This window comes from Paenibacillus sp. 2KB_22, assembly GCF_052115745.1.
In the GTDB taxonomy this organism is placed as follows: Bacteria; Bacillota; Bacilli; order Paenibacillales; family Paenibacillaceae; genus Paenibacillus.
Window position 1 is genome coordinate 118,811 of sequence record NZ_JBFRHG010000005.1, and the last position, 12,478, is coordinate 131,288.

A 12,478-nucleotide genomic window follows, 5' to 3' on the forward strand; every position below is an offset into this window, starting at 1 on the left:
CCATCTGCACACTTATCCAAAAAGAACAAAAAAAGTGAGCCTTTCGCTACGCGAAGGGCTCCAATAAGATAGACATATGAAAGGGCTTACGTGATTATTATAATCGGTAATCTCCATTTTGAAAACGCTTTTTTTGTAAAGTGCATCATTATTTAAATTTTTTTTTATTGGAACCAAATGAACACCGGGTATTGCCAAAACTAATGCCATTAGTTATTATACTAATATCATTAGTTTTAAGGAGGGTTTACCGATGCGCGTTACCCGAGAATTCGATGTCGTTCAAGTTACGTTTTTTCCAAGACTCTTCCCTGTGAACGTATACTTGGTTGAAGAGGAAGATGGATTAACCCTGATTGATGCCGGAATACCGTTCAGTCTTAAGGGGATTTTGGCAACTGCCCAGTCCCTTGGGAAGCCCATTACCAAGATCATTCTGACTCACGCTCATAGCGACCATATTGGTGCATTGGATCATCTCAAAGAAGCACTACCCCAAGCCGAAGTCTTCATCTCCAGACGGGATGCGCGGCTATTGGCGGGAGATACTTCCCTTCTTCCCGGTGAGCCTCAAACCCCGGTACGCGGCGGCGTGCCCAAGCCCCAAGCGGTGCGCACCCAGCCAGACCACTTGCTGGATGATGGTGACCAGATTGGTTCGCTGGTTGCCATTGCCTCCCCAGGACATACGCCGGGGCACATGTCCTTCATAGATACGCGCAGCCGTGTGCTTATCGCTGGCGACGCGTACCAACTGCAAGGCGGCCTTGCCGTATCCGGCCGCATGCGCCCGCTCTTCCCGTTCCCCGCGCTGGCGACGTGGAACCGCGAAGCAGCTCTGGCCAGCGCGAAGCGCCTGGCGGAGCTGGAACCGTCCGTGCTGGCTGTAGGCCACGGACGGATGCTGCGCCAGCCCGCGGCCGCCATGCGCGCGGCAACCGCTGATGCACAGCAGCGGTTCGGCCTTGCCGGGGGGCAATTATGAGCCCCCGGCAAGGGCTGGATCGCGGCGCTCTGCTCAGCGCCGCCGCCCAGCTTGCTGACAGCGACGGCTTTCAGGCGCTGACACTGGCCGCACTCGCCCAGCGTCTGGATGTGCGCTCGCCGTCGCTCTACAACCACATCAGCGGACTTCCCGGGCTTCGCCAGGAAATGGCGCTGATGTCCGTACAACAGCTCAGCCGAGCATTAACCACGGCTACGGCTGACCGCACAGGCGACGATGCCATCCAGGCCATCGCTGCGGCATACATTGGCTTCGTTCGCGAGCACCCCGGGCTCTACGAAGCTTCATTTCATGCCCCGGATCGCGAGGAGCCACAGCTCGCCGCCGCCAACACAGCCACACTGGAGTTGCTGCTGCACAGCTTGCAGCCCTACCCGTTAACCGAAGCGGAAGCATTGCACGCCGTTCGTGGTTTGCGAAGCCTCTGCCATGGATTTGCCTCCATTGAGGCACAAGGCGGCTTTGGCATGAATTTTGATCCGGACGAAAGTCTGCGTCTGACCGTATCCGCCTTCCTTCATGGACTCCACCATCTTCACGAGGACTAGTAAGGCAAGCATTGCATCATGAAAAAGGACTGCAGATCCTCTGCAGTCCTTTTTACGTTACCCTTCCACATATCATTGCTCACTGACTAACTGCAATCTAACGAACCGGGAACACTCTAAAACGGCAATTAGAGCGAATAACAACATCTAACGAACTCCACACGTCCTATTTCGCAGAAAACTGGCAGTGGTACAGGAATAATCAGGGTATCCCGACTTTTAACGTGTTTGTGATTCATTACACTTACCAACCTACCAAATTAGGCTAAATAAGATGTGCTGAGTTCGTTAGAACATGCTACGTACGGTGCTTCAGATCATGATGCAATATCGGTACACGTCGAGACATACATCGTGTTATGGAGTCTAAATACGGAGCGTTCATTCTCCAGATTGCATTGATTATGCGGGTACCCTGTCTCTCAACCATACTTTTGCCATTCACAACTACGCGCTTCTCTAATATGTACATCTCCCGTTTCTCTTCCCTCTCCATCGAACGATAGCCACCCTACGGCCATTGCTGCCGTCCATCCTGCACTTCCTCTAAAATATGCTTCATCACGGGCACATACACCTTCCAGTAGAACATGTCAGGAATATTTTTCTGATCTGGCGTGAGTTTGGACCGGACGACCTCCCATCCCCGGATTCGGCGCCAGAAGGAATAATGCTTCATCTCTCCGAATGAACCTGCCATGTAATACGATCGATTATAGTCGTCGTAGCGGACAAGTGCAGCAAATTCCGCAGGTATTCCTGCATTCCCCAGTTTCTGCTCGCCTGTCTCCGTCAGATCAGTCTTATACCAAGCCAATATGGAATCCTGTTGTTGCGGCAAAATGATATCAAACCAGCCACTGTATTGAATATCCTGGCTTATGCCACTCCAATCTCTGCCTTCCTGTGTGAATGCAACCTCTACATCTCCTGTCTTTACATCCGTGCCTTTCTCCAGCACGATGACCTGCCCATCTACACGAACTAGCAGAATACCAGCTCCGGAATAAGGCCATTTCTTCTTTTCTCGCTGCTCATAACTCGCCTCAACCCACCGGGGGACTTCTTCCACACTTTGCAGATTAGATACCGATTTCCCTTGCCATCCACTGCTGTTCACTCCCAAGATGGGATACAGCTGCTCCCTGGTCATCTTCGAAGCCGTATTCGCCAACGCACTGTATTCGGCGACAATCGTTACCCCTTTATACGCAGCCTCGCGAATCTTCTGCGCATCATATATCGTTAGTCCTTCATAGATTCCGTCTTTTTTCCGTTCATTCTTCTGTGCAGACAGACTACTCCGATTTGCCGTCAGATAGATCAGATCCGTATCTGTCACCTCATCCGGCAGCAGTTGCTTCATCCGAGGAAGCCCGTTCTGAATATCATAGCCGTAATAATCCTCTTCATACGAGTAGTATTCCCCTGTGTGCTGTACAATCTTCTGCTGATTCAGAAGCCAGACCAATCCCTTGTGCCCCTGATAGGACGAGTCTGGTCTGCTTTTGTCAATAATCATGATGTTCAGCGGTACAGGAGCCTGGGATTGCCACATAATCCAGGGGACAACCAGCACCACCGATACCACTGTAAAACAAGCCAGCGTCCACATCGTGGCTGGCCTGTAACTTTTTTTCATGAAGCGTCTTCCTCCTTGCTTTGTTCCAAGGTATGAACAGGATTCCGGTAGATTACTTCAATCCATTCCTGATCTCCTTCTCCTCTTCCTTCCTCAATCCCATAGCCTGCACGATGCCAACCATACGGAATATATTGTTCAGCGGTCTGAACCAGAACGTCTCCGAACAAGCATACAATAGCAGACGCGTCACCTCTCTGGATGTGTACGTTTTGCGTGAACACCATATTTCGAACATTACCATACCTGCGGACAACAGTGAACCATAGAGCATCAGCAATAGAGCGAGAATGATGCATAGATTGATATCTACCAACTGTAGTCCTATGCCTGAGATGAACAGCAACAACGTTCCCAGTTCCATCACAGGTCCCAGCAATTCGATCAGAATAAAATACGGGATGGATACCATCCCCATCCAGCCATAGGCTGGGTTAAAAATCATGCTCCGCTGGGCCCATAGACTACTCGCAAGCTGCATATACCAGCGGGTTCGCTGTCTGCGCAGCTGACGCCACGTGCCCGGTACTTCTACCCTGCAGATCGGATCGGGAATGTATATAATACGACCACGTTCCCTAATTCGCTTCATATGTTTTTGCAACCGCATCACCAGTTCCATGTGAGCGGCATGATCATCGCCCTTGTAACCACCGACTTCCATCACCCGGTTCTTTTTGAATACACCGAATACTTGGGCCGTAAATAAAAGCACATTAATATTGTAACGAACGAGTCCCACACCACCAATCAAAAAAGCACGCACGTATTCAATGCTCTGCATGATATACAATGCACTGCTCGTCCGTCTTGTGCTATTATCCGTTAATTCCGGATGAGCCGTATTTTCGGGGACCATAAGATCTACTCGTCCACTACAAGCAACAACCTCTTCTCCTGGTAGAGCATCCATAACGGGTTTCATAATCTTCACCAATGCATCCCGTTCCAGAAATGTCCGGGGTCCAACAGACGCGATATAAGGATATTGCGAGATATTTAGACCTGCATTCAAGGAGTCCATTCGTCCTCCATACGCCTTATCGATCACAATCAGACGATGATGCAGCCTGGATTGGTAGACACATTTAATCTGAGCCGTCTCCTGAACGAGTCCCGAGTAATGAACTTTACTCCGAATGGGCATCAGATCGTAGGTTTCCATTAACCGCGGCATTGTTGCATCCTCTGATCCATCATTAATGATAATAACTTCATAGCGTGCATATTGAATACCCAATAGACAGTTAATTCGCTGTACGATCGTATTCTCACTATTACGCATCGGGACAAGCAGAGATACCGCCGGAGCCAATTCTTCATCCAACATCTCATGATATTGCAGCGGGTCCAGATCCCTTCTCAGGATCAATGTACAAGCGGCAGCAACTACCAGAACACTGCACATCACAATCGCTAGTACAAGATAGATAAATATACCCTCGTAACATGCTAAAACAAAACTCCGCAGCATCTCAATCCATCTTTCGTCCATACTGCATCCTTTCCAGCGTTTCTTCCGCTATCTGCCTTGCATATCTATCCGGATGGTTTACAGCCGTATCCCGAAGTTCGTCAAGTCCCTGCTCGTACCGGGCAAGGGAATTCGCAGCTTCTTGTCTGATCTGAAAAGAAGGATCACCCATCATCACCTTCAGGCGAGGAATAAAAGCATCCGCATGAATATCGCCCATGAGCCGGGTCACTGTTAGTCTTTCAGAGCGCTGCCTTTCCTCACCAGATTCGTTCCATACCAGCAATAGACCCTTCAGCAAATCTTCACGACATCTGCCCACTTGAGCCAATGCCTGATAAGCGTGGGTACGCAGCAGTGAATCCTCTCCAAGAATGAGCTTCTCCAGCAGAACAAGAGCACCCTCCGTCTGGTCATCCCGAATACGAATGGCATGGACGATATTAGACTGGACCTGATAAGGTACATCCTTGAAATGATCCTTCAGACGAGTCCAGGATGAATCGGTAAGCAACAGCAGAATCTGCAGAACCTGCGAATCCGACCATACACATTGCTCACGCATCAATTCCTTCACGATTCTGAAATAACCAGTTCTGGCATATATACGCAAAATGATGAAGCGTTCAAGCGGTGTACAGGAGGTGACCCGGAGCATATCCTCTAACCTCGGCAGAAGCTCCACCATATGAAACTGTTCAATATATAACAACGTGTTGACCCGTTCACTCCACTTTCCCGTCTTCAGAACCGACCGGTATGAGCTTCCGAAGACTTGCCAGGATAACAGACGAATTCGCAGACTCTCCTGCTCTAACGGACCTTGAGCGAGCCGTTGCAATAACAACTGCTGCAAAACGATCTGTTGATCTCCACTTATATTCAATACATCTACACCGATTTCTCCGTTGTTCAGATACTGCTGTAGAAATGAACCTTCTGCAAGTAATTCCTGCATCAGTGTTGTCTTAACTTGTTCCCTGCGTCTGCTCTTATATTTCAACCATAAGATATAACCGTAGATAATCAGCAAAAGAATCAGTACACTTGCACATATGAGGCTAACCACATGTACCAACCAATCTGTATTACCTGCAAGCCATCCTGTATGATGTGAATCGATGAGCTTAGTATACATCCATTGATGTCCAATCATTGTATGATTTCCCCTTAATCGAATAAACGGCCTTACAACGGGCACATTAATACAAAATTTTCAAATAAACCCTGTGAATACATATCGGGTATATGATACACTAAGCTTTCTATCGGCTATATGCGTTTGTGATATAATAGGAACTGAAAATTCCGGCAATTCGTGCTGAGTTCCGGATCTCCGGATAACATATTATTCCAGAAAGAGGGAGTTCTACGTGGCTCAAATCAGTCCGTACTACCTGCAAATCGGAGCAACTGTGGGCATGCTCGTCATGGCACTGCTTGCCATCTTCATCCGCATGAAAGCCAGTCACAGACCGGTGACCATTCGCAAAATCCTTATTCCTCCGCTCGGCATGAGCACAGGATTTCTTATGTTTGTTGTTCCGGCAACACATGTTCCTCTACTCTGGGCATTCATTGCGTTTCTGGTGGGCTGGTTCCTTTTCTCGTATCCCCTTATTCGCAGTACAAAGTTTGAACGAGTAGGTGAAGAGATTTTCGCCACGCGCTCCCGCAGTTTTGCTTTTATTCTGCTCGGTTTGCTGGCTGTACGACTGATTCTGCATGAAGTCATTCAGCGATATGTAAGTATTCCGCAGACAGGCGGATTGTTCTTCCTGCTGGCTTTTGGCATGATTGTACGCTGGCGTGTATATATGTACAAACACTACAAAGAAGTGCTGGTCGCCGAACACTAGTCACCATAAACAAACCACGCACTGATTTACAGAACAAAAAGACACGATCTGCACCATAATGCAGATCGTGTCTTTTTGTTCTTAACCTAATTGTACATGTACATCGTTCGGTATCTATTCCGGATCTGCAACCTTAACCAACTGCTTGCCCAGATTATCTCCAGAGAAGAGGCCCATAAAAGCTTCAGGCGTCTGTTCAAACCCGTCCACAATGTTTTCTTCATACTGGAGATGACCTTCCTTGATCCATTTCGCCAACTTGGCGCGGCCTTCCTTGAAGGATTTCGTATAGTCACCCAGCAGGAAACCTTTCATTAATGCTGTGTTTGTTAACAGTAACGTCTGTGGTCGCATCCCGATATCCGGTTTCTCCAGATTATAAGACGAGATCTGACCGCATAACGGAATACGTGCATTCCGATTGATGTGACGCAAGACTGCATCTGAGATGTCGCCGCCCACATTGTCGAAGTAGACGTCTACGCCATCCGGGCAAGCCCGTTCAATGGCCGCTGACATATCCTGCTCCTTCTTGTAGTTCAACACCACGTCGAAGCCCAGTTTTTCTTTCAAATACACGCATTTCTCATCGGAGCCTGCAATGCCGACCACGCGCGCTCCTACGATTTTACCAATCTGACCTGCGATCATGCCTACCGCTCCAGCTGCTCCCGATACAACGACTGTTTCGCCGTCCTTCGGCTTGCCGATGTCTTCCATACCAAAATAAGCCGTCAGACCCGTCAGGCCCAGCGCACCCAGGTATGCCGTGATTGGTGCCTCTTCAGTATCAATCAGCGAAAGATCCGTCGTATTCACTGCGGCATATTGCTGCCAGCCCCACATGCCGGATACGAGATCTCCTTTGCGTAGATTGGGTTCCGAAGATTCCACAACCTGCCCAATGGCCCCACCCTTAATGACTTCATTCAACGCGTACGGTGCAGCATAGGATTTTGTATCTTTCATGCGGCCCCGCATGTACGGATCGACCGACAAATATAATGTACGGACCAGGACTTGCCCAGCTTCCGGTTCAGGAAGAGGTGCATCAATGAATTTGAAATCCTCTCTGGATGGGGCACCTTCGGGACGAGACGCAAGTACGATCTGTTTATTTAAAGACACCAAAATTACCTCCTTGTTGCCAAGTGGACGCAAGGTTAACCCTTGTCAGCTGAGATCACTTACCACTGGCTCTGTGTTATCACTTCTTAATAGTTTAAACCGAAACAGGCGGTTCACAAACGTGGGCCGCCTTGAAATATGCAAATATCGTCACATTGTAGCTGCTTTTGGCTATTATTGTGCTGTCAAAATCACTGGACCATCCGCCGTAATCGCAATCGTATGTTCATACTGGGCTGATAGACTTCCATCCATAGTACGAGCAGTCCATCCATCTGAATCCAGCTTACTTCGGAACGTACCAATATTCAGCATCGGTTCGATCGTAATAACCATGCCCTCCTTGAGACGTGGACCCCGATGAGGCGGACCGTAATGAGGGACTTGTGGTTCCTCATGCATCTTCTCACCAATACCGTGTCCAATAAACTCACGCACAACCGATAGGCCTTCACCTTCTGCATACACTTGAATCGCATTGGAGATATCTCCGATCCGGTTGCCCACCACGGCAAGTTCGATGCCTTTGTAAAGAGATTTTTTGGTTACATCCAGCAGATGTTGTGCTTCCGGAGTCACTTCACCTACGGCATATGACCAAGCCGAATCCGCCAGCCAGCCATTTAGATTAACCACCATGTCGATGGTAACGATATCGCCGTCTTTCAGTGCATATTTTCCCGGAAACCCGTGACAGATCACATCATTAACCGACGCACATGTCGCATATTGGTATCCGTTATATCCCTTTTGTTCCGGCGTAGCGCCATTTTTCTTCATAAAAGCTTCTGCAAACTGGTCGATCTCCTGTGTCGTAATGCCTGGACGAATCATCTTTGCAATTTCTCTATGGCATGCGGCGAGAATTTCTCCGGCTTTTTTCATATATTCAATCTGTTCTTTGGTCTTTAATGTAATCATAATAACTACTCCTGTCCGTTAAAATCTTATCCTGTCCTCTATTGTAACGCTAAACGCTCAAAATAAAAAATCCCGTGCAATCAGCAACATCCTATTATACGCCAAGCTCCTGTCCAATGAATACAATTATCCATGAAAAAATCGAAACCCCTCCATATCTGACCACGTATATGCTTAAAACAGTTGAAGTCGAAAGGGTGAAAGCTCATGTTCAAAAAGATTATCGGCAAACTTATCGATTCCAAATCCTCATCTCACCGCAAACGTCATAGCTCCTCCGACAGGCGCTCCTATAAACGTCACAGCAGTTCCTCAGGCAAGCGTTCCTACAAGCGCTATTCTTCTTCGGATGTGAAATACCGGGACAGTCGTAGTGGCTCCGGGTATTACAAAAGCAGGAAATATAGCTCCAGCTAAGCGACTCTCACGACTGCTTTTAAAGAGAGCAATGATTACACCGGCTTATTAGACGCTACAATAAATGAATATGTAATAAAGGGGTGTTCTGTTAGCCGTAAATACGGATAACAGAACACCCCTTTATTTTTTCTATATAGTAAAAAGGAAAAAGACCCCTATAGATATCATACGAAGAGGTCACGGATAACAAATATAGGTCCGCCTATAAAGCTTATTTCATTGTAATTTCAGCAACAACTTCTCAATCTCTGCCTGTAACTCTGTCGCCCCACCCTCATAACTTGGCCGGAGTCCAAGGAGTCGCTCCAGCATCTGGTGCAATTCCGGCGTAAGCTTCAGTTCCTCCTGCCAACTGGCGGGTTCACGGCCCTTCTCTGGCTCATAAGCCGAATACAGCATAAAGAGAAGAAAGTGGCCGATATCCTGCAGATCATGATCCGGTGTAGCTGGCTCATCTTCAGGCTCAGGGACTTCACGCATACGTCGCTTTAGCTCCGGCAACAACGGCTCCCCCAAGCGTCTCGCCAGGCCAAAATCAATCAGATGCACCGTCCCTTCACGTAAAATAACATTGGGAATCCGCACATCTCCATGAATATATCCCTGCTCATGTACATGAGCCACCGGAGCCAGCAGTTGACCTGCAAGTTCCAGACATTCCCGCTCCGTATATCGAAGACCTTGCTCAAATATGCATTCTTCCAGCGTCTGTCCACGAATATACTCGGTAACGATATAACTTCGTCTCCCAGATGTGAACACATCCAATAGATCAGGGATCGCCGGATGATGCAGACGTCTCATCACGTCCGCCTCCCGCTCCAACAGGTGCGCAGAGAGTCTGCCCTTGCTAGGTTTGGACTCCTTCAACGCCACTTCCTTGCCGTTCTGGTCATCTGTACACAGGTATGTCAGCCCATAACTCCCCATACCCAGCAATTCCTGTATTGTATAACGCTCAGCAATGGTCGTACCTTCCCGCCGAGGACGATCCGTCCATAGTCCGAGCAATCTTTGCCCACTTCGTCGCAGCTCCACTTATCCTCCCACGCCAGCTTCCTGATCCACTCAGTCTTTATCTATACTGAGCAGTTCGTTGCCAGTCCTCATGTTGTATGGAGCTTATTATATCAGGCCGATACTGTAAAATCACGATGAGCAAGAGCCTGTCATTCAAGCTTCCTTATGCTTCTTGGGCAGGAACCCAAACAACATACGCAGGGATACTCCTTTTGGTTTGCGTTTTCTTCCCTGGAAACTGCGCAGATTGGTTACGAGTTCACGATCCCGCTCCTCTTCCAGCTTCTCGTTCATCCATAGACGCTGTTTTTCCATCTGTTCCTGAAGAGCCATATGTGTATCAGCCAGATGCTGAAGGGTCAGCTCCAGTTCATCGACCCGCTGTTGCAGCAACTGTACCCGATCGTCCTGCTGCTGTTCTACAGCACCGTATGTTACCTCACTTACCAGTTGTCCCAGACCCTCATAAGATCTCAGGTTCCCGATGGATTCCGCGCCCTCAGGATAGGTTGGTGGCATGACAGTCGCTGCACATTCGGACTCTGACAGACCTTCGATCCCCACCGCCGGTACATCTATTTCTACTACCGCTACAGGTGATTCAGGGGCCAATACAGTCACCACAGCATCAGCCAAAGGCAGATTATGCTCTCTGAGTTCGGTCATCAGGCGTTCAATGCACTCGATGTCGTCGGACTTGAATAGTCTGGATTTGTTGGCGGAACGTTCGAACCGGTATCCCTGCTCTTCCAGTGCCGCCGCATATTTACGAAGAGTACTGGCACCTATGCCCAGGCTCTTGGCCGTTTCCGTCGTTGCTCCTGCTTCTTCAATCATCATTAATTCCCTCCCGGAATGAAGTCTTTTGGGAACCAATTTCATAATACCTTTTGTGAGTTATGAAATTGATTCTTGGATAAGAACATTATGGCTTCAGCGTTCCTTTTTGGAACCGTCATCGGATCGGGGCAACCTGTCTCATGGATCAAGTCTGTTTATCTTTTGCTTGTCCGTATGTATTCGTCAGCTTCTCGGCAGATCCCTTTGGCGGTTTTGTTCTGTTTCTGCGGATTCCTAAGAAGTTTTGTCAGGTATATGATCCGCACAAATAACCCCCAATCCGACAACGAGCACGAATGCTGTCATGTCGAATGACACAGGTGCAAACGCCGTCAAATCATATGATTATGAATTATTCATGTCAATTTTGTTAACTCCGTTACTCCAATACGCTCCCGCGATAGCGGATATCATTGCTGCACAGCTTTTTCATGTGTTATCTTATGTAACGTAGAAGTACATTCCAGCATAAAATAAAGGACTATACTTAACATAGAACGCGTTAGTAACGGAAAATATCAATCTAATTGGGGGCTGAACGGCAGTGTTAGGCAAATCAGGTAAAGTAGCGGTGATCGGGGCGGGTCTTGTCGGTTCAAGTTGTGCGTATTCCATGATTAATCAATCCATATGCAGAGAAATTATGATGGTTGACCGGACGTATGACCGTGCCGTAGCACAGGCACTGGATTTCTCCCATTGTATGGACTTTACACATAACCGAACCAAAGTATATGCGGGCACGTACGCGGATTGTGGCAATATGGATGTGATTATCTTAACCGCAGGGGCGAATCCGAAGCCAGGACAGACACGGCTGGATATTCTGGAGGAAGCAGAGTCCATCGCCAAAGACATCGTCGTTCCCATCATGAACAGTGGATTTAACGGGATTTTTGTCGTCGCTGCTAATCCGGTTGACATAGTAACTTATATGGTATGGAAGTTATCAGGTCTTCCGCGTGAGCATGTCATCGGCACAGGGACGTCCATTGACTCTTCACGACTCAAAACACTGCTGTCTGAAGTCTTCTCCATCGATCCACGCAGTGTGCATGGTTATGCTCTCGGGGAGCATGGGGAGTCCCAGTTCGTGGCCTGGTCACATGTGACCATCGGTGGCAAACCGATTATGCACATTTTGGATCAGCACAAGGAGCGCTTCAAACATCTGGATCTGGACGATATTGCACGCAAAACGAAGGATGCGGGTTGGGAGATCTTTACCCGTAAAGGCTCTACTCAATTCGGAATCGGCAACGCCCTCGCGCACATTACCCGTTCAATCCTCAATGATGAACACAAGATCATCGCCGTATCCGCTATTCTGGATGGTGAGTACGAGCAACATAATGTCTGCGTCGGTGTTCCTGCAATCATCGGAGGAAATGGCATTCAAGAGATTATCGAATTGAATCTGGATGCGGCGGAACGCCAAAAATTCAATAATTCCTGTGAAATTCTATCCGGCAATATCAATCGTCTGACATTGGCATAACCATTCGTATACAGCTCAACTTCGGTAGCTTCGGTTCAACTCCAAAAGCCTTTCAACGCAAACACGCCAATAACACTCCATCTGAGGAGCATTATTGGCGTGTTTGCGTTTGTTATTTTCAC

At 48.2% G+C, this 12,478-nt stretch carries 12 protein-coding genes; 5 read left to right on the plus strand and 7 right to left on the minus strand.

Annotation, left to right across the window (positions count from 1 at the left end):
* Window positions 1-253: 253 nt before the first annotated feature.
* A complete protein-coding gene (locus AB4111_RS24505; protein WP_442033574.1) occupies window positions 254-985 on the plus strand; it encodes an MBL fold metallo-hydrolase in 732 nt (243 codons plus the stop codon).
* Window positions 982-1,554 carry a TetR/AcrR family transcriptional regulator gene (locus AB4111_RS24510; RefSeq protein WP_442033575.1) on the plus strand — a complete coding sequence of 191 codons (573 nt, stop codon included), beginning with the start codon at window positions 982-984 and terminating at the stop codon, window positions 1,552-1,554. Before AB4111_RS24505 ends, AB4111_RS24510 begins: the two co-directional genes overlap by 4 nt.
* A 511-nt stretch (window positions 1,555-2,065) precedes the next feature.
* On the opposite strand, the gene AB4111_RS24515 is transcribed toward AB4111_RS24510, so the two are convergent.
* The 3 genes from AB4111_RS24515 to AB4111_RS24525 are packed head-to-tail and all read right to left on the minus strand — an operon-like array spanning window position 2,066 to window position 5,826.
* Window positions 2,066-3,196, minus strand: a complete 1,131-nt coding sequence (locus tag AB4111_RS24515) for a hypothetical protein (protein ID WP_442033576.1) — start codon at window positions 3,194-3,196, stop codon at window positions 2,066-2,068.
* 52 nt (window positions 3,197-3,248) lie between these two features.
* Window positions 3,249-4,691, minus strand: coding sequence for a glycosyltransferase family 2 protein (locus AB4111_RS24520; protein ID WP_442033577.1), 1,443 nt, complete (start codon window positions 4,689-4,691; stop codon window positions 3,249-3,251).
* Window positions 4,672-5,826 (minus strand): HEAT repeat domain-containing protein, encoded by a 1,155-nt coding sequence (locus AB4111_RS24525; RefSeq protein ID WP_442033578.1) that lies wholly within the window; start codon window positions 5,824-5,826, stop codon window positions 4,672-4,674. Before AB4111_RS24525 ends, AB4111_RS24520 begins: the two co-directional genes overlap by 20 nt.
* Before the next feature lie 217 nt (window positions 5,827-6,043).
* Between AB4111_RS24525 and AB4111_RS24530 the strand changes: the two genes are divergently transcribed.
* On the plus strand, window positions 6,044-6,529 hold the full coding sequence (locus AB4111_RS24530; RefSeq protein WP_442033579.1) for a CcdC family protein: 486 nt from the start codon (window positions 6,044-6,046) through the stop codon (window positions 6,527-6,529).
* Between the two features lie 114 nt (window positions 6,530-6,643).
* Here the strand turns inward: AB4111_RS24530 and AB4111_RS24535 are convergent, their stop codons facing one another.
* Together AB4111_RS24535 and map are read right to left on the minus strand one after the other, a co-directional pair.
* Window positions 6,644-7,657: an NADP-dependent oxidoreductase gene (locus tag AB4111_RS24535; RefSeq protein ID WP_442033580.1), complete on the minus strand. Its 1,014-nt coding sequence runs from the start codon at window positions 7,655-7,657 to the stop codon at window positions 6,644-6,646.
* Window positions 7,658-7,831: 174 nt separating this feature from the next.
* Window positions 7,832-8,578, minus strand: coding sequence for a type I methionyl aminopeptidase (gene map / locus AB4111_RS24540; RefSeq protein WP_091018494.1), 747 nt, complete (start codon window positions 8,576-8,578; stop codon window positions 7,832-7,834).
* Between the two features lie 207 nt (window positions 8,579-8,785).
* Between map and AB4111_RS24545 the strand changes: the two genes are divergently transcribed.
* A complete protein-coding gene (locus tag AB4111_RS24545; protein ID WP_074093270.1) occupies window positions 8,786-8,995 on the plus strand; it encodes a hypothetical protein in 210 nt (69 codons plus the stop codon).
* A gap of 219 nt (window positions 8,996-9,214) precedes the next feature.
* Here AB4111_RS24545 and AB4111_RS24550 read toward each other — a convergent pair whose 3' ends face one another.
* Both AB4111_RS24550 and AB4111_RS24555 read right to left on the minus strand, forming a co-directional pair.
* The gene (locus AB4111_RS24550) at window positions 9,215-10,036 is read right to left on the minus strand and encodes a serine/threonine protein kinase (RefSeq protein WP_442033581.1); all 822 of its coding nucleotides are present in this window, start codon (window positions 10,034-10,036) and stop codon (window positions 9,215-9,217) included.
* A gap of 135 nt (window positions 10,037-10,171) precedes the next feature.
* A complete protein-coding gene (locus AB4111_RS24555) occupies window positions 10,172-10,858 on the minus strand; it encodes a hypothetical protein (RefSeq protein WP_442033582.1) in 687 nt (228 codons plus the stop codon).
* A 544-nt stretch (window positions 10,859-11,402) separates the two neighbouring features.
* On the opposite strand from AB4111_RS24555, the gene AB4111_RS24560 reads away from it, so the two are divergent.
* Window positions 11,403-12,356: an L-lactate dehydrogenase gene (locus tag AB4111_RS24560; protein WP_442033583.1), complete on the plus strand. Its 954-nt coding sequence runs from the start codon at window positions 11,403-11,405 to the stop codon at window positions 12,354-12,356.
* Window positions 12,357-12,478: the final 122 nt, after the last annotated feature.

Bases quoted from the DNA above. Each gene is read 5' to 3' on its own strand.
- AB4111_RS24520 (WP_442033577.1), bottom strand. From the start codon at position 4,691: ATGGACGAAAGATGGATTGAGATGCTGCGGAGTTTTGTTTTAGCATGT.
- AB4111_RS24525 (WP_442033578.1), bottom strand. From the start codon at position 5,826: ATGATTGGACATCAATGGATGTATACTAAGCTCATCGATTCACATCAT.
- AB4111_RS24545 (WP_074093270.1), top strand. From the start codon at position 8,786: ATGTTCAAAAAGATTATCGGCAAACTTATCGATTCCAAATCCTCATCT.
- AB4111_RS24515 (WP_442033576.1), bottom strand. From the start codon at position 3,196: ATGAAAAAAAGTTACAGGCCAGCCACGATGTGGACGCTGGCTTGTTTT.
- map (WP_091018494.1), bottom strand. From the start codon at position 8,578: ATGATTACATTAAAGACCAAAGAACAGATTGAATATATGAAAAAAGCC.
- AB4111_RS24505 (WP_442033574.1), top strand. From the start codon at position 254: ATGCGCGTTACCCGAGAATTCGATGTCGTTCAAGTTACGTTTTTTCCA.
- AB4111_RS24555 (WP_442033582.1), bottom strand. From the start codon at position 10,858: ATGATGATTGAAGAAGCAGGAGCAACGACGGAAACGGCCAAGAGCCTG.
- AB4111_RS24510 (WP_442033575.1), top strand. From the start codon at position 982: ATGAGCCCCCGGCAAGGGCTGGATCGCGGCGCTCTGCTCAGCGCCGCC.